10 protein-coding genes are annotated in these 24,443 nt (G+C 51.4%); 6 read left to right on the plus strand and 4 right to left on the minus strand.

Annotated elements, in window-relative coordinates; translation table 11 throughout:
• Positions 1 to 244: 244 nt before the first annotated feature.
• The 4 genes from BMY63_RS11225 to BMY63_RS11240 all read right to left on the minus strand — a co-directional run bounded on the left by BMY63_RS11225 (position 245) and on the right by BMY63_RS11240 (position 8,588).
• Complete coding sequence (locus tag BMY63_RS11225) at positions 245 to 2,608, minus strand: beta-glucosidase family protein (protein ID WP_091916860.1); 2,364 nt, start codon at positions 2,606 to 2,608, stop codon at positions 245 to 247.
• Position 2,609: 1 nt separating this feature from the next.
• Entirely contained in the window at positions 2,610 to 3,818 is a 1,209-nt protein-coding gene (locus BMY63_RS11230; RefSeq protein ID WP_091916862.1) for an esterase, read from the minus strand.
• Positions 3,819 to 3,937: 119 nt separating this feature from the next.
• On the minus strand, positions 3,938 to 5,503 hold the full coding sequence (locus BMY63_RS11235; protein WP_091916864.1) for a RagB/SusD family nutrient uptake outer membrane protein: 1,566 nt from the start codon (positions 5,501 to 5,503) through the stop codon (positions 3,938 to 3,940).
• 40 nt (positions 5,504 to 5,543) lie between these two features.
• Complete coding sequence (locus tag BMY63_RS11240) at positions 5,544 to 8,588, minus strand: SusC/RagA family TonB-linked outer membrane protein (RefSeq protein WP_256219008.1); 3,045 nt, start codon at positions 8,586 to 8,588, stop codon at positions 5,544 to 5,546.
• 269 nt (positions 8,589 to 8,857) lie between these two features.
• Here BMY63_RS11240 and BMY63_RS11245 point away from each other — a divergent pair, with 269 nt between their 5' ends.
• The 6 genes from BMY63_RS11245 to BMY63_RS11270 all read left to right on the plus strand — a co-directional run bounded on the left by BMY63_RS11245 (position 8,858) and on the right by BMY63_RS11270 (position 24,431).
• Positions 8,858 to 12,880, plus strand: coding sequence for a hybrid sensor histidine kinase/response regulator transcription factor (locus BMY63_RS11245; protein ID WP_091916866.1), 4,023 nt, complete (start codon positions 8,858 to 8,860; stop codon positions 12,878 to 12,880).
• A gap of 232 nt (positions 12,881 to 13,112) precedes the next feature.
• A complete protein-coding gene (locus BMY63_RS11250; RefSeq protein WP_091916868.1) occupies positions 13,113 to 15,791 on the plus strand; it encodes a 4-alpha-glucanotransferase in 2,679 nt (892 codons plus the stop codon).
• Complete coding sequence (locus BMY63_RS11255; protein ID WP_091916870.1) at positions 15,788 to 18,004, plus strand: glycoside hydrolase family 97 protein; 2,217 nt, start codon at positions 15,788 to 15,790, stop codon at positions 18,002 to 18,004. The genes BMY63_RS11250 and BMY63_RS11255 overlap by 4 nt, the downstream gene beginning before the upstream one ends.
• A gap of 29 nt (positions 18,005 to 18,033) precedes the next feature.
• The gene (gene pulA, locus BMY63_RS11260; RefSeq protein WP_091916872.1) at positions 18,034 to 19,935 is read left to right on the plus strand and encodes a type I pullulanase; all 1,902 of its coding nucleotides are present in this window, start codon (positions 18,034 to 18,036) and stop codon (positions 19,933 to 19,935) included.
• Between the two features lies 1 nt (position 19,936).
• The gene (locus BMY63_RS11265) at positions 19,937 to 21,805 is read left to right on the plus strand and encodes a glycoside hydrolase family 13 protein (protein WP_091916874.1); all 1,869 of its coding nucleotides are present in this window, start codon (positions 19,937 to 19,939) and stop codon (positions 21,803 to 21,805) included.
• Positions 21,806 to 21,935: 130 nt separating this feature from the next.
• Complete coding sequence (locus tag BMY63_RS11270; RefSeq protein WP_091916876.1) at positions 21,936 to 24,431, plus strand: glycosyl hydrolase 115 family protein; 2,496 nt, start codon at positions 21,936 to 21,938, stop codon at positions 24,429 to 24,431.
• The last annotated feature ends 12 nt before the right edge of the window (positions 24,432 to 24,443 follow it).

The raw sequence follows: 24,443 nt of genomic DNA on the forward strand, positions 1-24,443 counted from the left end.
AAGTGCCATTCCTTATGGTCGTGGAGACCATCCCTTTGACTGTTAGAAGGCACCCCTACCTAAAGTTGCCCTCATCTCTACGCCGAACAGGGGAAAAAGGCACTAAAAGTCCCCCTCGTTTTTTCTAGTTCACGACTTCGGACGAACGCTTTTTTCGGCACTTTTTTAGGACAAACGGAGAAAATCCCAGACGGTCATCATGTAAGACCGTCTGGGATTTGTATGGATATCGCTGCTCTGCGGATTATCGCTTCAGCAGATGGAGCTGTGTCTGAGGTTTCATGACATCGTTGACCTTCGTCTGCTGGGCCTTGACCTTGGCAGTAAGGGTAGCCTTGATATCTTGCGACGAGGCACCAACAAGCAACTGATACTCGCCCTCGGCAACGACCCAAGCCGAGGCAGCCTCATCGAACGAGGCGAGATCGGCCGTCTTCACACGGAGGGTCAGCGTATCGCTCTCTCCTGGCTTCAGGCTCTTCGTCTTGCCATAGGCCTTGAGCTCCTTGACGGGCTTGTTGTTGGTCTTGTTGTCAGGAGCAGAGACGTAGAGCTCTACCACCTCCTTGCCCTCGTGAGCGCCCGTGTTCTTGACGGTGACCTTAACGGTGATGGCATCGTCGTCGGTCATACAACTGGCATCAGCGTAATCGAAGGTGGTGTATGAGAGACCGAAACCGAAGGGATAGGATACGAGCACGTCGAACGAGTCGAAATAGCGATAGCCCACATAGACATCCTCCTCATAGTCGGTATAGTCGACATTGCGGACGTTAGTACTCTTCTGTCCCTGGTTCATCATGTCGATACGAGGATCCTGGTCGATGGGGAAGTTCTTCGATGAGTAGACATCGGTGAAGTTCACGGGCCAGGTCATGGTGAACTTTCCGCTTGGCGACTGACGGCCACTGAGCACGTCGACCACACTGTTGCCGCCCTCCTGACCAGCCTGCCAAGCACAGAGGATGGCGTCAGGCAGATCCTTCCACGAGGCAGTCTCGATGACACCACCGATATTCAGCAGCACCACGACCTGCTTATTGGCCTTGTGATAGACCTCGCACACCTGTTCGATGAGCTTGCGCTCAGAGGGACTGAGGTTGAAGTCGGACACCTTACGATCCACAAACTCGCCAGAGATACGTCCCAGCGTGATCACCGCCACGTCGGAAGCCTCGGCCTGCTTGGTCAGCTCGTCGACAGAGAAGAGCTTCTCGGCAGGTAGCGGACGAGGCATGAAGCGCAACAGCATGGCGTTCTTGGGATCTTTCTTGGAGGCCGCCTCGATCTCGGCCTCGATGGCCTTCTTACAGTCGTCGGCATAGGTGGCGTAAGCGTTCTTCAGTTCGTCGGAGACGGTATAGCCACCGTTCTTCAGTCCGTCGAGCAGAGACACCACATAGGCATGGTTCACATTACCAGAACCCGTGCCACCAGCGATGAAGTCGTAGGAGGTGTTGCCATAGAGAGCCACGTTGATCTTTGAACTCTCTAATGGTAGGATGCCGTTGTTCTTCATCAGCACCATACCCTCGGCAGCACTCTGGCGCGTCACCTCGGCATGAGCCTTCAGGTCGGGCTTGTTGGTGTACTGATAACCCTGGAAGCGAGGACTCTTCTCGACGAGACTAAGTGTGCGCTGGACGCTGCGGTCGAGGTCGGCCTCAGCGAGCTTGCCGCTCTTTACGCCAGCCACGATGCTATCGAACTGCTCCTGCTTACCTGGCTGCAGCATATCGTTACCAGCCCACATCTGACGGGCACCGTCCTTACCACCAAACCAGTCGGTCATCACCGTTCCCTTGTAGCCCCACTCATCGCGGAGGATGGTCTGCACGAGGTCCTTGCTCTCTGAGCTATAGACACCATTGATATAGTTATACGAGGTCATCACCGTCCAGGGCTCGCTCTCCTTAATGGCGATCTCGAAGCCCTTGAGGTAGATCTCGCGGAGAGCTCGCTGAGAGATACGTGCATCGTTGTTCATGCGATTGGTCTCCTGATTGTTTGCCGCGAAGTGCTTGATGCTCGTGCCCACGTCGTTCTTCTGCACGCCCGTGATATAGGCGGCAGCCGTCTTACCAGCCACCACAGGATCCTCGGAGTAGTACTCGAAGTTACGACCACAGAGCGGATTGCGCATGATATTGAGGGCAGGAGCCAGCAGCACGTCGGCGCCATATGCCTTCACCTCCTCGCCGATGGCTTGACCAACCGCCTCGACGAGTTGGGTATTCCATGTCGAGGCGAGCAGGGTGCCGATGGGGAAATGGGTGCAGTAGTAGGTCGCTGAGTCACCCTCGCGAGTGGCATCGATACGGAGTCCGGCAGGACCGTCGGCCAGTACGATGGCAGGGATGCCCAGTGAGTCGAGCGGATAGGTGGTACCAGCGGCACCAGGTACAAGACTGCGTGTGGCACCGATCACGGCATCATTGCCAGAGAAGCCGGCCATGCCAGTGCCTATGACGAAGTGGGCCTTGTCTTCGAGCGACATCCTGGCCATCACCTCTTCCTGGTTGATCTTGTTCTTGGGGGCCGACTTGTCGGCTGTGGCACAGCCCACTGCGACGATGGCTGTGGCGAGAAATAAAGCGGTTTTCTTCATGTTACTTAAACAATAAGGGAGTGAATTCTGAAAGATAGATACGCCAGTTGCGCCAGATATGACCACCATCGGTCTCGAGGTAGGTGTACTTATGCCCTTTCGAGTCGAGATAGGCACGCAGGTCGTTGTTGTTCTTGATCAGGAAGTCGGTCTTACCGATACCGATCCAGAAGAGGTTGGGCTTCTTGCTGAAGAGGTTGTCGATCTTCTGGTTGCGGTCGGCATAGATATTAGGGAAGCCGCCCTGACCGTTCTGCTGCTGATCCACGGCAGCAGAGAACAGGCCGATATAACCAAACATATCGGGATTGTTGATCGAGACGAAGAGACTATGGAAACCACCCATCGACAGACCAGCGATGGCACGGTGAGACTTGTCCTTCTTCACACGGTAGGTCTTCTCGATGAAGTTCACCACATCAGGAAAGGCCGTCTCGAACGAGCCCTCCATCGTCTTGGGGAGCATCATCGTAGGCACACGGAAGCCCTCAGAGGTCTCACCAGGACAAGCCTCCTGCGAGATGTTACCGTTGGTCATCACCACGAGCATCGGCTCGGCCTTGCCCTGGGCGATGAGGTTGTCGAGTATCTGGGTGGCACGCCCCAGTTCGCTCCAGGCGTTCTCGTCGCCACCGATGCCATGCAACAGGTAGAGTACGGGATACTCCTTGCCGCTGGTCTCGTAGCCGGCAGGGGTGTAGACCGTGAGGCGGCGCGTCAGTCTGGCTGTAGGACTCTCGTACCACACCTTGCTCACAGTGCCGTGAGCCACCTTGTTGACCTTATACAGATCGGCGCGGCCTTCTCCACCAATGAGCAGCACACTGAACAGGTTGTTGATGTCGCGGATGTTGTAGACGTTCAGCGGATCGATGATCTTCACACCGTCGACCAACATATTATAGGTGTAGAGTTCCGGCTTCAAGGGCTCAGAGGTGAAGCTCCACACACCCTTGTCGTCCTTCACCAGATCGACAACACCAGGCGTCTCGTAGGAGTTACCGCCGAATTCCACTTTCTTTGCAGGCAGGAAGTCGCCCGTGATCTGCACCTTCTGGGCCTCGGGGGCAATCAGATTGAAGGTCACGGAGTTGTCAGCATTCACCACGGGCGAGGCCACCTGCGGTCCCTGTCCCCAACTTAGGTTCTGCTGAGCTTTGGCTGCCATGCCCATCAGGCAGAAGGCAGCGAGAAAGAATAACTTTTTCATGATGAGATGATTTCTTTAAGATATTGATTGGCGCAAATATACAAATAATTTCAACACAGAGGTACAGAGCAACAGAGTTTTTTCTCTGCATCCCCGTATCTCTGTGTCTGACGATTCATTTACCAGCCTGTGTTCTGATGCATGTTCGGATTCAGTTCGAGCTCTTTCAGAGGAATGGGCAGGAGCATGTTCTTATCCTGGAAGCCATACTTGGTGTTCTGCCAGTTCCATTGCACACCGCTGACCGTGAAGGCCGGTACCTGCTTGCCCTGCTCGCCCAGCGCCGTCTTGGCATCGCCCCAGCGCACAAGGTCCTGATAGCGCACACCCTCGTTGCAGAGCTCCAGACGCTTCTCGGTCTTGATATCGTTGAGGGTGACCGTTGTCAGAGGCGTCTCCTTGGCGCGGGCACGGACCATATTGATATACTCAAGAGCCTTGCTTGTGTTGCCGGCCTGCAGATTAGCCTCGGCTGCCAACAGCAGCACCTCGGCATAGCGCATCACCTTGAGGTCGATGTACTGTCCGATCTGGAAGTACGACATATCCATGATACAGTCCTCTCTGAATGCCTGGTTCTTCCAGAAGAAGTATCCCTCGTTGCCATAGACAGACTTGCCTGACTGTACCTGCACTCCAAAGGCCTTGAGCTGGTCGTAGTTCATGATGGTCTTGCCGAGGCGGTAGCCGTCGGCACCCTCCCATGCCACAAAGGCTTCGTAGAGCGACTTACGGGGATTGCTGAAGCCATAGTTACCGATGGCAAGCTTCATGATGGACTCACCACCATAGGAGAGCTCGCTGGTGCGCCAGCCCTGCATGATGTACACCATATCGAAGGAGTTCCACAACTGCTCGGGGTCGTTGCGCTTCTGCAGTTCGAAGAGCGACTCACAGTTGTTGTTGGCGGCTGCATGGAACTGGTCATCGTACTCGCCAGCGAACAGGGCATACTTGTTAGAGCTGATCACGTTGTCGAGCATGATAGCCGCCTCACTGTTCTTACCTTGGAAGAGATAAGCCTTACCTAGAAGAGCCTGAGCCAGTTCCTTGGTGACACGGATACCTGTCTCCTGATCATTCGCATCGCTCTTGGATGGTAGGGTTCCTGAGTTGATGGCCTCCGTGAGATCCTGCTCAATAAAGGCCCAGGTGTCGGCAGCAATACCGTTAGCCTGACGATACTCATCGGCAGCGAGCAGATGGTCCACCTTCGGAGCCGTACCCCAGAGGGTGACGAGTTCGAAGTGCCCGAGGGCACGGAACACCTTGGCCTCGTTGATGGCGCGTTTCATGACTGGGGTGTCGCCCTCGGTCTTATCGATGATGAGGTTGGCCTTGTAGATGATGCCATAGAGACCAGAGTAGAGACTCTCGATCATGCCGTGGTTGGAGTCGAAGCTATACTCGTTGAGTTTCTCCATCTCACCGTTGTCACCTCGCTGGCCGCCGCCGCACCATATATCGTCGGAGAGCAGGTTCTTTACGAAGAACCAGTTGTAGTAGTTCGATTTCGCCTCCAGATACAGGGAGGCAGTAGCGGTATTTATGTTCTCGTCTGTGGTATAGTATGTGTCCATGCTACCCATATTGCCGTGCTTCTCGATGTCGAGCTCGCTCTCGCAACTGACGTTCATCAGCGACAAGCCGCCCAGCAACGCGATATATAAAATGTTCTTTTTCATAACTATTTTCCTTTTTACTTATTTCCTTTTTTGCCTTTTCTTAGAACTCGATGTTAAAGCCGAGGACTACCTTCTTAGATGTCGGATAGGCACCCTTATCCACACCCATACCAGTGGTGGCGTTGGTTGCGGCTTCAGGATCGAAGCCTGGATAGCCTGAGAAGGTGAAGAAATCGTCGAGAGATCCATATACACGGACATGGCTGACACCCACCTTACCGAGCAGACTCTTGGGCAGTGTATAGCCGAGCTGTATCTGTTTGATCTTAAAGTAGCTTCCATCGTAGATCATGGCACTGGAGTCTACGTACTTGTCGAGGTCGTTGGCACCAGCACGGGGCTTGGTACCATTGGTGTTCGAGGGCGTCCAACGGTCATCATACATCACCTTCTTCATCTTATTCGAGGTGGCATAGTCAGGACGGTTGATACAGTTGAAGATCTTATTACCATGCGAACCAGTGCCGAAGACCGTCAGGTCGAGGCCCTTGTAGGCAGCCGTGAGAGTGACACCATAAGTGATGTCGGGGATGGCATTGCCGATATCGGTCAGGTCGTCGTTGTTAACCACACCATCGCCTGTGATATCCTTGAACATCGGGTCGCCCGTCTCAGGATTGATCTTATCGAACTCGAAGCCACGGAAATAGTACACGGGATAGCCCTGCTCGAAATAGGTAATGGTATAGGTATGGAAGGTGCTACCAGCCAGACGGGTGATAGAGGGGTCGATATAGGTCACCTTGTTGGAGAGCGTAGAGAGGTTCGCACGGATGCCATAGCTGAAGTCGCCGATACGGTCTCTCCATCCCAGTTCGAACTCGAAGCCTTTATTCTCCACGTTACCTGCGTTGATAGGCGATGTGGCACCACCGATAATCAGTGAGGGGGTGGTGTTCCATACCAACAGGTCCTTGGTCTTCTTGATGTAGTAGTCGACACCGAAGGTCATGCGACCGCCCAGCAGGATGCCGTCGAAGCCGAAGTTCAGCTGCTCGGAGGTCTCCCACTTCAGGTCCTCGTTACCCATGGTCGAGGGAGCTGCGGCCTGCGTATACTGGATACCAGGTGTGAAGGCATAGAGACCGCCCAAGGCGATGTCTGTGCTGTAGCTGTAGCCGCTGAGTGCGGAGAGACTACCGTTCTGTCCCCAACTGGCTCGGAACTTCAAGCTGTCGAAGGCCTTCCTCAGAGGTTGGAAGAATTTCTCCTCACTGATGGTCCATCCTACTGACACGGCGGGGAAGTAACCCCAGCGCTTCTTCGGAGAGAGCTTCGAGAGGTCGGCAGCATCAGCACGGAGCGACGCGTTCAGCATATAACGGCCGAGGAAGTCGTAGCCCAGACGACCGAAGTAGGAGAACTTTGTACTGCTGGTGGTCTCACCACTGACACTCTTCGTGGCCGAGGGATTGGCATAGTTCAGATAGTAGAACAGCGGATGATTCTTCTTCAGGGCATCCTCGCCGTTGGCCTCGAGGCCGCCAGTCACATAGTCGTAAGATGAATCCTGGAAGGATACACCGACCATGGCTGTCACGGTGTGGTTGCCGAAGGTCTGCATGTAGTTGGCGAAGTTCTCCCACTGATAGTAGATCGTGGTAGAAGACGTGTTGTTCTGACTCACATAGTCGCGACTCTGTACGGCATTGCCATAGAAAGGCAGACTCGTAGAGGAAGAGCGGGCACCGTTCAGGCGATAGCCGAAACGCGAAGTGACCGTCAGGTTAGGAATCAGCGTGAAGTCGCCATAGATAGATCCCGTCACGTTGAAGCCCCCGTTCTTACTCAGGCCATTGTCACGCATGATCATCGGGTGATACTGCTCACCGTTGTAGAACGGAGAGATACCGTAGTAGTTGCCATTCTCATCCTGCATGAAGGTCTTGCCCATGGCCTGATAGACTTGATAGTTAGATGGCAGTGTACTGCCATAGGTATTGGGCGTCAGAGGATCCATCATCAGCACGGCGGTCAGCAGTGAGCCATACTCGTTGTTCGATGATACCTGACGAACATCGTACTTTTCTATCTGGTTGGTCGTACCTACCTTCAGCCAATCCTTGATATTATACTCGCCGTTGATGGTGGCGGTCAGTCGCTTGTAGGTGTCGGCATCGCCCTTAACGATACCATTATTATTAAGGTACGAGAGAGCCAGGTAATAGTTACCGCGATCATTACCGCCAGTGAACGACAGGTTATGCTTCTGCATATGCCCGTGGTTGAAGGCGACATCAGTCCACCTGGTATCAGTCTTTCCGTCCCAGTTGGCATCCATATAGTCTTTCGTGAAGAGGTTGCCCTCGGTCATGTACTGCTTGTACTCCTCGGCATTCAGCATCTTCGGAATACGAGCGAGGCTCTCGTCCGTCCACATGAAATCATAGGCGATCCTACCTTGTCCTGCCTTACCCTTCTTGGTGGTGATGAGTACGACACCATTACCTGCCTCAGCACCATAGATGGCGGCCGATGCGGCATCCTTCAGGATCTCCATCGAGGCGATGGTGGCGGGGTCGATACCGCTGATATCACTCAGGCGTACGCCATCGACCACATAGAGGGGTTCGGAGCTCTTATTAGAAGAGTATCCACGTACACGTACGGTCGGTGATGAGCCAGGAGCTGCCGATGTCGAGATGATCTGCACACCGGAGGTCTTACCCTGCAAGGCCTGCTGGGCATTGGAGATGGTTCGGTTCTCCATATCCTCGGGCTTCACTTGTGAGATAGCTCCTGTCACAGAACTCTTCTTCTGTACACCATAGCCAACCACAACCACCTCATCGAGCACCTTATTGTCGGGCTGCAGTCTGACGACCATGCCATTCTTAGCAGCCAACTCCTGTGTATCGTAGCCGATATAGGAGATGACGATGATCTGTCCCACATTGACGTTCATCGTAAAGCGACCATCGAAATCTGTGATGGCTGCATTCTTTGCGTTACTCTTGTCGGTAACGGTGGCACCGATAACAGGTTCGCCGTTTTCGTCAATCACAGTTCCCATCAGTCCTTGGGCGAAAGATGTCACTGACATAAACAATGCCATCAACATCAATAGAATACTGTTCTTTTTCATTGAGTCTTTAATTGTTTTGAGTTAATTGTTAGGAATAAATTGTTTCGTTATTTATGTTTAGGTAATCGACCCTATATCGTTTTTCGGCTGCAAAGATAAGAGGAAAGCACATATCTCACTTCCTCATTCTGTTTTTCGATTATCCTCTTTGTTCAAATCAACTCTGCCGTTTTCCTATTCGTTCAAAAACTATCGTATTCGTTCAAAAGAACAACTGACGTTCTGTGACATATCACATTTTTTTGTATCTTTGCAACAAAATACAATCTATGATTCATCGTAAAGACATCGGTAGGACTGTTATCTGTATCCTTGGGGCAATCGTCATCGGCGCCTGTCATCAGGAAGGGCGGAAAGACTCTGAAGGGGATAAGGACGAGGCACATGGTCTTGTCGTGGCACAGGAGTTATCGAATAGTCGGGTGCAATGTATCGAGGAGGACAAGACGGGACAACTGTGGATAGCCACCTTCCGCGGACTGAACCGTTACGACGGTCATGAGTATCACCAGTACTTCTGTACCGACGACTCGATGGGGCTGCCCGACAACAATGTTCAAGGACTGCTCTGCGACAAACAGGGACGACTGTGGGTGGCTACGGTGAACGGTGTATGTCGCTATACAAGAAAAGACAACTTTGAGCGCATCCCGATGCAGACGGGCAATTGCAATGCCCGTAAACTGTTGACAGACAGTCGGGGACGTATCTTCGTATACAACGGTACAGAACTGCTGATGTACGACGAGGTGCAACATATCTTCTTGTCGCGTATCAACAGGACGATGACCAACCAGTCGTGGGGCGACTGTTTCATCGATGCCGCCGACGATATCCTGCTGGTCGGACCGGAGAATCTGCTGATATATAGTGGCGAGGACTTCAAACAGCGCATGGAACTCAGACATCCTGTCGGGACGAACTTCTACTATTTCGACCTGTTATCAAACGGGCTGATGCTATCGTCGGGTAACGGCACGCTGATGATCTTCGACACAAAGGCACGTCAGAGGATTCCTCTCAGTCCGGAGATGGAGACAAGGCTGCTGGCACACAACAACGTGGTTCAGGCTGCTTGTCTCTTGAACAACAATACCATTCTGCTGAGCACCTCGCACAACGGCATCTTCGAACTGAACCTGCTAACCCATACACTTACCGGCGAAGGCGATGCGGGATTCTCAGTGCCAGTACCCGATGCCTACGTGACACAGATCTTCCAAGACTCTCGCAAGAACATCTGGATGGGAACCTACGACAAAGGACTTTTTGCCAACTACTATTACAAGGAGAAGTTCGGTGGCAGTGACAACTACCTGAACCGTGTCATCGAGAACTCGTCGGTCTTCGCCGTAGCGATGGACCAGCAAGAGAACCTCTGGATCTCAACCCTCCTGAAAGGGGTCTATGTATATCACTGTCGTAGCCAGAAGGCTGAGCAGATTGAGATAGAAGGACTGGCTGCCGGTGAGAAGAACAATACCGTAACCCATATCTTCTGTGACCGCGACGGACTGCTCTGGCTCTCAACAAGCAATGTCGTGATGAAATGCCGCTATAACGGAGAGCGCCTGAACATACTTAATCAGTGGCCAATCTTCATGACCATGGATTTCGAGCAGACCGATGACGGCACAGTATGGGTATCGACCAGTTCAACGGATATCTTCGCCTTTCACCCTGGTAACAATGAACCGGAACGGAAGCAGGTCTTTAACGTGGATTTCACCTTTATCCCGTCACTGCTAAAGATAAATGATGGCTCCATGCTGATATCCGCCTTCTACCAGAAGATTCTGAAGATGGATCCCAAGACGGGAAAACTGACGCTACTTGATATCCCCGACATGCAACAGTGCATCCGTCGTAGTGTATATATACCCACCGACATGCATCAAGACACACGAGGCGACGTATGGATAGGTACCGTGAGCAACGGTCTGCTGCGTTATAATCCCAAGACAAATACCATGACTCGCATCGCAGGCCTCTCCTGTTCCGACGTGGGTAGCATCGAGGAAGATCGTCAGGGTAATCTCTGGATCAGCACGATGAAAGGACTGAACCGTCTGGATGCCAAGACCGGACGCATCACCTCACTCTACAAGGCCGACGGCATCGGCGGTGACGAGTTCTGCGACCGCGCCTCATGCCAGCTGCCTAATGGCAGTCTGGTCTTCGGCAGTACGGACGGCATCACCATGTTCAATCCTGCCGACATCGACACCCTAAGAAAGATTCCTTTGAGGCTCTGCGACCTGAAGATACACAACCAACTCATACACCCAGCCGAAGGTGGTCCCATCGAGGCTGTCCTTGACAGTTGTCAGAGCATTCATCTGAGTCACAGGGAGAATAGTTTCAGCATCTCGTTCACGGCTCTCGACTTCGGCGAATACGAGCGCGTACATTATTATTATATGTTAGACGGGATAGACGACGACTGGATCGATGCAGGCAATAGTCACTCGGCCAGTTATGCCAATCTTCCCGCCGGACATTATACCTTCCGGGTGCGCACCACCGACAGTGCCAGTGATGAGGCCGGCAGCGACGAACGTACCATAAGCGTGATCGTTGATCCAGCACCAGCAAACACCTGGTGGGCATGGTTGCTCTACCTATTGGCATTCATGCTCATCGTACGGTTTATCTATAGACTGCGCCGGAGAATCCGTCAGGAAAAGGAAGCTGCCCGACTGGCGGAGCAGGAGAAGGAACAGGAGAAACGTGTCAATGCCATGAACATGAGTTTCTTTGCTAATATCTCCCATGAGTTCCGTACCCCCCTGACAATGATAAAAGGACCGGTAGACCTGTTGTCCAAGAGCAGCAACCTCAAAGGCGAGGACCGTAATATGCTTTTAATCGTGCAACGGAGTGTAAGAAGGATGCTACGGCTCGTCAACCAGTTGATGGACTTTAACAAACTGGAGAACGATACATTAAGACTCGCCGTCAGTATGCAGGATGTCATTCCTCTCGTTCAACATATCTGTGATATCTTCCTTCTCAACATGAAAGAGAAGGATATTACCTTCAAGGTCATCGGTATGGAGGATACCATGCAGATGTGGGTGGATGCAGACAAGGTCGAGAAGATTCTTGTTAATCTCCTATCGAATGCCATCAAGTTCACACCGCGCGGCGGACAGGTGACCCTCACGGTCGATACGGACGCTCAACAACTGAAGGTCATGGTGACCGATACAGGTAAGGGCATCCCTGACGATCAACTGGAGAATATCTTTAAACGTTACTACCAACTGGACAATCAGACCAAAGGTACCATCAACTGGGGAACAGGCATCGGACTTTACTATGCACGTAGACTGGCAGAACTTCACCACGGACAACTCACCGCCAGCAATGCCAAGAATGGACAGACTGGTGCCGTATTCACTCTGCTATTGCCGATGCATGAGGACGCATACAGTGATGCGGAGAAAAGACCGTTAGAACAGGATGAGCAAGACTATCCGTATGAACAGGTTCCTGAGCAACATACCGTCACGGCAGAGACCAGAGATGACCGTCCGACCATCCTCGTGGTCGATGACGACTCTGAGGTCGTCAATTATCTGCAAGTCCTGTTGCAGCAGCACTATAATGTCATCAGCCATTTCAACGCTGATGACAGTCTACGCTCCATCCGTGAGAAGGAACCTGACATCATACTCAGCGATGTGGTCATGCCTGGCAGAAGTGGCTACGACTTCTGTCGGGAGATTAAGAACGACCTACAACTGTGTCATATCCCTGTCATCCTTGTAACAGCCAAGGCTACGGCGGAGAATCAGATAGAAGGACTAGACACCGGTGCTGATGCTTACGTCACGAAACCCTTCGATCCCAATGTTCTGTTGGCACAGATCAAATCGTTGCTCAGCAACAGACTTCGCATCCAACATATCCTCAGTACCAAGACCACCACCGAGGAGAAGGGCGTGGAAGAGGCTTTGTCGCCACAAGATAAAGCATTCATGGACGAACTCTACAAACTCATGGAAGATGAGTTGGCCAACTCTGAACTTGACGTGACACGCATCACAGAAATGCTTTATATCTCACGCACCAAACTATACTATAAGATTAAAGGACTGACCGGTGAGACACCCAGCAGTTTCTTCCGGATGTACAAACTGAACCGTGCGGCACAACTCATCAAGGAGGGCAGGCACACCATCTCTGAAGTGGCCGACCTGACAGGGTTCAGTACCCTCTCCCATTTCTCGTCTCTGTTCAAGAAACAGTTTGGTGTCAGTCCAAGCGAGTACAAGAACACGCCATAGGTCTTTCTGAATTATAGCACAGAGATCGGCACCTTCCATCACCCTCTCAGAATGGTGGCACGGCATCGTTCCAGATCGGGAAGTCCTATGCCTTGCGGATGCAAACGTTTGCGCATTTGCAGGGCCAATAACTCAGCCCAAATAAAACACTGATACAGAATATTTTGTAATTTTGACCCGGAATAAGAGAGAAACTGTTGACATATTCCGTTTAAAATAACTAAAGACAAATATGAGAGTAGCATTTAATCTTGAGTATCAGACGACTTTCGGCGAGGAACTGATGTTGAACATTATCGCAGAAGGAAAGACGGAACAGCATCAGATGAAGACTGTTGACGGACTCCATTGGACATGCGAGCTGAGCAAGACCGTAAAGGCTAGTGCACACATCGACTATTTCTATAGTGTTGTAAGAGGAGAGCAGCAGACACGCCATGAATGGCTGGTAGCTCCCCACCGGCTGGAATTTGCCGCAAAGAAAGGGGCACGTTATATCATCTACGACCATTGGCTGGACATACCGGAAGATTCCTATATGTACTCCTCTGCGTTCACAGAGTGCGTTGCCGCCAGAAAACATCAGATGAGTCGACTGACGGAATATGCCAAGACCGTCAGACTGAAAGTCCGTGCTCCACAGTTGCGCAACAACGAACGATTAGCCATCATCGGTAGTGGAGAAACACTTGGCAACTGGGATACCAAGCGTGCCATCGCTATGGCAGAACATGAAAGTAACGAATGGGTTATCAGTCTTGATGCCGATAAACTGCCACAGACCATTGAGTTCAAGTTCATCGCCCTCAACGAGGATAGTGACGTGACGCCGCTGTGGGAGAACGGCATGAACCGTGTCGTCACAATGCCAGATCTGGATATGGGCGAGGTGGTGGTCTACGAACTGCCGCAGGCTTATTTCCCGGCCTATCCGTGGAAAGGAGCAGGCACCGTGATACCCATCTTCTCACTGAGAAGTGAGGGTAGCTTCGGTGTTGGCGACTTTGGCGACCTGAAGATGATGATCGACTGGTGCGCCAAGACGAAGCAACGTATCCTTCAGGTGCTGCCTATCAATGATACGAACATCACTCATACATGGCAGGACTCCTATCCCTATAACAGCATCAGCATCTATGCCCTCCACCCGCAGTACACAGACTTCCGACAGTTGCCAGATCTGAAAGACCGGAAACGGAAGACTTATTTTGAAAAGCTGCGCCAAGAACTGAATGCGCTGCCTCAGATTGACTATGAGCGTGTGAACAATGCGAAGATGGAATATCTACGTGAGGTCTACGCTCAGGAGGGTGACAAGATGATGAAGACAACTGCCTTCAAATCTTTCTTCGAGCAAAACAAGGAATGGCTTGTTCCGTATGCAGCCTTCTGCTATTATCGTGACCTCTATGGCACAGCCACCTTCTCAGAGTGGCCCGATCATCATACTCTACCCGCCAAGGAACGCGAGTCCATGTCGAAATCGACGACAAAACTATATAAACAAGTCGCATTCTGGTATTTCGTTCAGTTTATCCTTGACCAGCAGATGCATGCAGCTCATCACCATGCACGTGAGCAAAGGGTCATCCTGAAGGGCGATATCCCCATCGGCATCAGTCGCGACGGTGTGGAGGCATGGGTCGAGCCCAAATACTTCAACCTGAACGGTCAGGCCGGAGCACCCCCCGACGCTTTCTCCGTAAACGGACAAAACTGGGGATTCCCTACCTACAACTGGGATGCGATGCTTGAGGACGGTTGCTCTTGGTGGGTACGCCGTTTCAAAAAGATGTCGGAATATTTCGATGCCTATCGTATTGACCATGTACTTGGATTCTTCCGTATCTGGGAGATTCCCATCGATGCCGTGCACGGTCTGCTGGGACAGTTCTCTCCCTCGCTCGGCATGACCCGTGAGGAAATTGAGGCTTATGGTCTGCAATTCCAGGAGGAACTTTTTACAAAACCATTTATCGCTGACTGGACACTGGAGAGGATGTTCGGCCAAAAAGCACAGTACGTCAAAGACACCTTCCTCAACCATACTCACGACGACATCTGGGAGATGAAGCCTGAGTTCGATACCCAACGGAAGGTAGAAGCGGCCTTCAAAGGGAAGACCGAGAAAGAGGATACGGATCTCCGTGATGGTCTCTATGCTCTCATCAGTGATGTGTTGTTCGTCAGAGACCGGAAAAACAACGACAAGTTCCATCCGAGAATCGGGGTGCAGAACGACTTCATATACCAAACTCTTTGGGATCATGATAAGTTTGTGTTCAACAAGCTCTACAACGACTATTTCTATCGCCGCAATAACCAGTTCTGGTATACCGAGGCCATGAAGAAACTGCCCAGACTGACACAAGCCACCAGAATGCTCGTCTGTGCAGAGGATCTGGGCATGGTACCCGACTGCGTGCCCTGGGTCATGAACGAGTTACGCATCCTCAGCCTTGAGATTCAATCGATGCCGAAGGACAATACCGTACGCTTTGGTCATTTGTCACGCAACCCCTATCGTAGTGTGTGCACCATCTCTACCCACGACATGTCGACACTTCGCCAGTGGTGGGACGAGGACGAGGGTCAGACTCAGGATTATTTCAACTCCATGCTCTATCGTGGCGGTGCGGCCCCCCACCCACTACCTGGTTGGCTGGCCAAGGATATCGTCAGTCGGCATCTCACATCACCCTCAATGCTCTGCCTGCTCTCCTTCCAGGACTGGATGAGCATCGACGAGAACCGTCGTCTGCCAGATGCCAATGCCGAGCGAATCAACATTCCTGCCAACCCCCGTCACTATTGGCGTTATCGTATGCACATGACCATTGAACAACTGTTGGCTGCCGATGATCTGAACAACGAAATCAGTACACTAATCATACAAAGCGGAAGAAAATGAAAAGAATTCTAATATTTGTAATGCTCGCCTTGCCGATGATAGCACTGGCCGGAAATATCAAATCGCCCAACGGCAACATTGAGGTGAAGTTTTCTGTGGATAATACAGGGCGTCCTGTCTACGAGATGACCTACAAGGGGCGTGAGGTGATCAAGCCCTCGCACCTCGGCCTTGAACTGGCTAAGGACAAGCATGCCTCGAAGGGTATGGATGAGACCAACCTCATAGACGGTTTCAGCATTGCCAAGGAGGAGACCTCAACCTTCGACGAGACATGGAGACCTGTATGGGGTGAGACTGCCACCATACGCAACCACTACAACGAGTTGGCCGCCACACTGTTGCAGGCCGACACTAAGCGCGAAATACTGATTCGCTTCCGCGTCTATGACGATGGTGTCGGATTCCGCTATGAGTTCCCTCAGCAACAGGCGCTAAACTACTTCCTGATTCAGGAAGAGCGCACTGAGTTTGCCATGGCTGGCGACCACAAGGCGTGGTGGCTGCCTGGCGATTATGACACTCAGGAGCAGGAGACTCAGGAGACCAGACTCTCGGAAATCCGTGAGTGCATGAAGAAAGCGGTGAACTGGAACAACAGCTCGGTAGCCATCTTCTCAGAGACAGGCGTACAGACCTCACTGCAGATGAAGTCACAGGATGGTCTCTACATCAACATACACGAGGCCGCGTGTCAGGACTACGCGACGATGCACCTCGAGCTGGTCGACGACCAGACAAAGGCCTTCACTACTAAACTCGGAGGCGGCAGCAATGCCTATACGCCAAGCCCCAAGCCTTCGGCCTATCCGCTGCCACAACCTTTCACCTTTGTCAGTCATCTCACGCCTGATGCAACTGGTTTGAAAGGTGCCATGCAGACACCTTGTGAGACGCCATGGCGCACGGTGATGGTGAGCGACGATGCCCGCGACATGCTGGCCAACAACCTCATCCTAAACTTGAACGAGCCTTGTAAGATTGAGGACACCTCATGGATTCACCCTACAAAATACTGCGGTGTGTGGTGGGAGATGATTGTCGGCAAGAGCTCATGGAACTACACGGACGATTTCCCCAGCATCAAGCTCGACAAGATAGACTGGAACAGCGTGAAACCCAACGGCCGTCATGCTGCCAATAATGAAAAGGTGAAACGCTACATTGACTTCGCTGCCAAGAACGGGCTTGATGAAGTATTGGTCGAAGGATGGAATGTCGGTTGGGAAGACTGGGCAAACATGTGGAAACGCGACGTATTCGATTTTGTAACCCCCTACCCCGACTTCGACATCAAGATGCTCAACGAATATGCTCACTCTAAAGGCGTAAAGATTCTTATGCATCACGAGACATCATCTAGTTCCCAGAACTATGAGCGCCACATCAAGGAAGCATTTGAGCTGATGAACAAATACGGCTACGACGCAGTAAAGACAGGCTATGTGGGTGACATCATTCCGCGCGGCGACCATCACTACTCGCAGTCGATGAACAACCACTATCTCTACGTGGTAAAGGAGGCTGCCAAGCATCATATCATGATCAACGCCCACGAAGCGACACGTCCTACTGGTCTCTGCCGCACATGGCCTAACCTTGTAGGCAACGAGTCGGCACGTGGTACAGAGTATGAGGCTTTCGGAGGTTCAAACCCTGACCATACCTGCATCCTGCCATTCACTCGTCTGCAGGGAGGGCCGATGGACTACACACCTGGAATCTTCGTGACCAAACTCTCTGAGTGGAGCGACAACCCCTCTTGGGCTCGTATCACCCTCGCTGGTTCTCTGGCACTCTATCTGACGATGTATTCCCCACTTCAGATGGCAGCCGACCTGCCTGAGAACTACGAGAAGTTCGACGATGCCTTCCAGTTCATCCGCGACGTGGCTTGCGACTGGGATGACTCGAAATATCTGGAAGCAGAACCAGGCGACTATATCACCGTAGCCCGTAAGGCCAAGGGAACCGACAACTGGTTCATCGGTGGAAAATGCGACGAAAACGGTCACACCTCTGTCATTAAACTCGACTTCCTCGATAAAGGTCGTAAGTATGAGTGTACCATCTACGCAGACGCGAAGGGGGCACATTACGAGACGAATCCGCAGGCTTACACCATCAGCAAGCGTGTGGTCAAAGCGGGCGACATCCTGAAACTCAAAGAGGCTCCTGGTGGCGGTTTTGCCGTTTCCTTGATTGCCAAATAGTATTAACGGCCAACCATAATTAAAGACCAATGAAGAAATTGATTATTGCAGGACTATTGTCTATGATGCTGACCAATAAGGTTGCAGCTCAGGCTTTTCAAGAGATGACCTACACCCCACAGGCCACCACGTTCAAACTCTTTGCACCGGACCATGCAAAGGCCATTGTACGCATCTACCAGCAAGGCAAGGATGGCAAAGCCATCAAGACCGTGAAGATGCAGAAGACGGGAAAAGAGCAGTTTACAGCCACCGTCAAGGGAGACCTCATGGGTAAGTTCTATACCTTCGACGTCGGCCGCGGTGAATGTGCTGGCGTCTTCGCAAAAGCCGTCGGCGTGAACAGCAAGCGCGGTGCCATCATCGACATGAAGCAGACCAACCCTGAGCACTGGTGCTGCGACAAGCGCCCAGTCACCAAGTCGCCTGCCGACCTCGTGATATACGAGATGCACCATCGCGACTTCTCCATCAACCGTGCCGATGCCAAGTATCCTGGCAAGTTCCTGGCTCTTACCGAACCATGGGCCATCGAGCACCTGAAGCAGTTGGGTGTGAACGCCATCCATATCCTACCGAGCTATGACTATGGTTCCGTTGACGAGACGCGTCTTAATGAGCCTCAGTATAACTGGGGCTACGATCCAGTGAACTACAACGTGCCAGAAGGTGGCTACTCAACCGATCCTTATCAGCCCGAAGTGCGTATCCGTGAGTTCAAGCAGATGGTCCAGGCGCTCCATAACGCTGGCATCCGCGTCATCCTCGACGTGGTGTATAACCATACCTATGACATCGAACATTCAAACTTCCAGCGCACCTACCCCGACTATTACTATCGCAAGACTGCCGACGGACAGTATTCAAATGGTAGCGGATGCGGCAACGAGACGGCCTCTGAGCAGCCCATGATGCGGAAGTTCATGCTTGAAAGCGTGAAGTACTGGATCAATGAATACCATATCGACGGATTCCGTTTCGATCTGATGGGGGTTCACGATATTGAGACCATGAATGAGATTCGCCAGATGGTGGACAACATCGATCCCACGATCTATATCTATGGTGAGGGGTGGAGCGCAGGCAACTGCGTACTGCCTAACGAGCAACTCGGCATGAAGGCCAACATCACGAAGATGCCTGGCATTGCTGCCTTCTCTGATGAGATCCGCGATGCCCTCCGTGGCCCGTTCTCTGACGATACCAAGGGCGGATTCCTGGCCGGTGAGCCTGGCTGCGAAGAGAGCATCAAATACGGTATCGTGGGTGCTATACAGCATCCTCAGGTTGACATGGCTAAGGTAAACTACTCACAGACACCTTGGGCGCTTGAGCCTACTCAGATGATTAGCTATGTGAGCTGCCACGACGACATGTGTCTGGTTGATCGTCTGCGCGCCAGTATCCCTGGCATTGCCGACGACGAACTCATACGCCTCAACCTACTGGCTCAGACGGCCGTATTCACCTCGCAGGGCGTTCCTTTCATACTCAGCGGAGAAGAACTCCTGCGCAGCAAGAAGGGCGTACACAACAGCTTCGAGTCACCGGATAGCATCAATCAGCTCGACTGGACCAACAAAGTCAAGTATCCGCAGGTTTTTGAGTATTACAAGAACCTTATCCAACTGCGCAAGAACCATCCAGCCTTCCGCCTGGGCAATGCCGACCTTGTGCGCAAGCACCTGCAGTTTATCGATGCCCCTGAGGGCACCATAGCCTACCGTCTGAAGAACTACGCTGGTCGCGATGAATGGCGTAACATTATTGTCATTCTCAATGCCAGCAAGTCGCCTGCCGAGGTGCTTATCCCCGAAGGTAACTACACCGTGGTATGCTGCGACGGCATCATCAACGAACAAGGTCTTGGCTCTCTTAAGGGAAACAAAGTCATCGTCGACCCACAATCTGCAATTATCTTACACGACTGATATGAAACGAATCATTCTCTTCGGCTTGATTGTTAACGCGGCTATCACCATGATGGCTGCTAAGAAAACAGTGGTTGACCGCATTGAGCCAACCGACTGGTATATCGGGATGAAAAACCCCACGGTACAGCTGATGGTATATGGACAGGGTATCCGCGATGTAATCAGCGTTACCACCGACTATCCGGGTGTCACCATCGATAGCATCGTGCGTCTCGACTCACCAAACTACCTGCTTGTCTATATGAACCTGCGCGATGCTCAGCCAGGCACTATGACGTTGAACTTTGGCAAGACAAAGGTGCCATACCAGTTGAAACAGCGCGCCATGAGCGGTGACAAGCACATGGGATTCACCAATGCCGATGTGCTTTACATGCTCATGCCCGACCGATTTGCGCAAGGTGCTAACCACCCCAAGCAGATTAAAGGCATGAACACCTACATAGAAGATCGCACGAAACCATCGCTCCGTCATGGTGGCGACCTGAATGGTATCCGTGAGCATCTCGACTACTTCAATGAACTTGGTGTCACTGCTCTTTGGTTCACCCCTGTTTTGGAGAACGACTCTCCCGATAGCGAAGACGGTTTCTCCACCTACCACGGCTATGCCACCACCAATTATTATAAAGTTGATCCGCGTTTCGGTTCTAACGAGGACTATAAGCGTTTTTGCGATGAGGCTCATGCCAAGGGACTGAAGATTGTGATGGACATGATTTTCAATCACAGTGGTTTTGAGCATCCTTGGGTCAAGGACATGCCGTCTAAAGACTGGCTCAACACACCTGAATGGCTCAACGGGATGCAAGACAAATATCTGCAGACCAGTTATAAACTCACGCCAATTGTAGATCCCTACGCTTCAGAGATTGATATCAAGGAAACGACAAAGGGATGGTTCGTGCCTTCCATGCCAGACCTGAATCAGCACAATCCACACCTCCTCCGCTATCTTATCCAGAACAGTATGTGGTGGATAGAGACTGTTGGAATCGATGGCATCCGCATGGACACCTATCCATACGCTTATGCAGATGCCATGGCTCAATGGATGAAAGAAATTAATGAAGAGTATCCCAACTTCAACACTGTTGGCGAGACATGGGTCACAGAGCCAGCTTATACAGCTACCTGGCAGAAAGACTCAAAACTCGCCAAGACTAACTCTTACTTGAAAACGGTGATGGACTTCTCTTTCTACAACAAGCTCAGTCAAGCGAAGGATGAGGAAACCGACGGCTTTGAGAAAGGACTGAACCGTCTTTACTACTCGTTTGTATACGATTACCTCTACCCCAACCCGTCGAGTGTCATGGCTTTTATCGAGAACCACGACACCGACAGATTCCTAGGTGAAGGTAAAGATACTTTAGCCCTCAAACAGGCTCTGGCGCTACTACTCACCGTGAACCGTATCCCACAGCTCTACTATGGCACCGAGATACTTATGAACGGTACAAAGAAGATCTCAGATGGCTATGTACGCCAAGACTTCCCTGGCGGATTCCCAGGCGACGAGCATAATGCCTTTACACCAGAAGGACGTACCGAAGCAGAACAGAGCATGTTCACATGGCTGAGTCGTCTGCTTCACTGGCGACAAGGCAATGAGGTCATCTCAAAAGGCAAGCAAACACAGTTCATCCCCTTCAACGGCATATATGTGATAGCTCGCCAATACCAAGGCAAGACGGTGCTCACTGTTCTCAATGGCACATCGAAGCCCGCCACAATGGATGTCAGCCGTTACGCTGAAGCTATCGGCAAGGCTACTCAGGCAAAGGATATCCTAACCTACCGACAGTATGATATCTCCAAGAATCTGGAACTCAGGCCACGAGAAAGTTTGATTCTCGAATTCTGATATCACAGCAGGGGTCGTTTCGGCCCCTGCTTTCTTTTGATTTGATACGAATCTTAAAACATCTGATACATATCAAGATATCCTTTTTGTTATTTTCCCATATCTTTGCAGCTAAAAATAACGAAAGATAATGAAAAGGATAAAATCTGGTTTAAGAAAGAAAAGAATACTTGTATACAGTCTTGCTCTTATTCTTTCGCTCCCTATACAGGCTGCTGAGCAATTTATTTCCTATAGTCCCATCAAAGGGGCCATACACCTACAAGACCTAACCATCGGTGTAGATAGTCGGGAACATAGTTGCGTACAACTGGCTGTCAAGAACCTGACAATAGACCTTGAACGGGTCACAGGAAGAACGGCTTCAATCCAGGCCAATTCTCCAACGATTCTTATTGGAACTGTTGGTACTCACCCGAAGATTGACCAATGGGTAAAGCAAGGACTGCTCCGTGATCTTAAAGGAAAGACCGAGAAATATATCATCAAAACCATTGACGGTCAGGTTATCATTGCCGGTAGTGACAAGCGCGGTACGGTATATGGCATCTACGAATTGTCACGGCAAATCGGTGTTTCGCCATGGTACTACTGGGCAGATGTCCCCGTGGAAAAACATGACGATCTGTATGTAAGAAATGGAGAATACTCCGACGGAGAGCCTGCCGTTCGCTATCGCGGTCTGTTCCTTAACGACGAGGCCCCGTGTCTCACTTCATGGGTAAAGAACACATTCGGCACCGACTATGGTAATCACCATTTTTATGAGAAGGTCTTTGAACTGATTCTGCGACTAAAGGGGAACTACCTGTGGCCGGCCATGTGGAATTGGGCTTTCTATGCTGACGATCCGGAAAACCTGAAAACTGCCGATGCCATGGGCATTATGATGGGAACCTCACACCACGAGCCGATGGCACGTAACCATCAGGAATACGCACGTGACCGTAAGGGATGGGGTGCATGGAACTATACCACCAACAAACAGAACCTCGACCGATTCTTCCGTGAAGGCATTGAGCGCATGAAGGGCACCGACGATATCATCACCATCGGAATGCGTGGCGACGGGGACGAAGCGATGGGTAATAGCACCGATACCAAGTTACTGGAGACTATCATCGACAACCAGCGTCGCATTATCAAGGAGGTCACTAAGCGTCCCGCTAAGGAGACCCCACAGATATGGGCATTATATAAAGAGGTACAAGACTACTACGATGCAGGTCTGCGAGTACCCGACGACGTGACCGTACTACTTTGCGATGACAACTGGGGTAACGTACGCCGATTACCTACTGCAGAGGAAAAGAAACGCAAAGGCGGCTGGGGACTCTACTACCACGTGGACTATGTTGGTGCTCCCCGCAACTCAAAGTGGATTAACGTCACTCCTATACAGAATATGTGGGAACAGCTGCAACTAGCCTACAACGGCGGTATCCAGAAGCTCTGGATTCTGAACGTAGGCGATCTGAAGCCGATGGAGTATCCTATCCAGTTGTTCATGGATATGGCATGGAATCCCAGCAAATATAAAGCAGATAATCTGCTCGACCACACCCGCGATTTCTGTGTAAAGAGTTTCGGTGAGGACCAGGCTGAGGAAGCCGCATCAATCCTGAACCTTGTCAGTAAATACAACGGCCGCATCACCTCAGAGATGCTTGACGCCTCGACCTACACCACCGACGAGTTCGCACAAGTGGTGAACGATTATCAGGCACTAGAGGTCCGTGCATTACGACAATTCATCACCCTCAAACCCGAATATCGTGACACCTACCGCCAGATTATTCTCTTCCCTGTGCAAGCCATGGGCAATATCTATGACATGTATTATGCACAGGCCATGAATTACCAGTTGGCAGCATTGGATGATCCCGATGCCAACATCTGGGCAGAGCGTTGCCGTCAGGCTTTCCGACGCGACTCCATTCTTAACCTCCAATACAACAAGGAAATCGCTAATGGCAAATGGGATGGAATGATGACACAGAAGCACATCAGTTACACGGATTGGAACGACTGGTTCCCTGCCGACGAATGTCCGAAGCTCAAAGAGGTGCCCAGCCCGGAGCAAGGACCGACATTCTGCGCACGTGACGGCTACATCAGCATCGAGGCCGAGCACACTTTCCTGAGGACACAAAAGGAAGGTTCAGAGTGGACTGTTATTCCCCACATGGGGCGCACACTCAGTGGTATCGCCCTGATGCCTTATACAGCAACCACCGACGAGGCGAGACTGATTTACCGTTTCAAAGTCAAAGGACAAAAGACTGCCAAGGTACACATCATCACCAAGTCGACCCTCGACTTCCTGGACAAGGGTGGTCTCATCTACGACGTATCCTTCGACAACAACCAACCAGTAAGTGTGAACTTCAACAGCAACCTGAACGAGAAACCAGAAAACATCTACACCGTCTACTATCCTACCGTAGCTCGTCGTGTGGTAGAACAGACTATAGAACTGCCTCTTGATGACAGTCTTGATACACACACCCTAACACTACACCCACAGGATCCCGGTATTGTCTTTGAGAAAATTGTCATCGACTTCGGTGGCTACCAGCCACAGTATCTCTTTGGGAAAGAGTCACCCAAGAGCTACAAGAAGTAGAAGATAAGACTA

The sequence above is a fragment of the Prevotella aff. ruminicola Tc2-24 genome, from assembly GCF_900110895.1.
Classification (GTDB): Bacteria; Bacteroidota; Bacteroidia; order Bacteroidales; family Bacteroidaceae; genus Prevotella.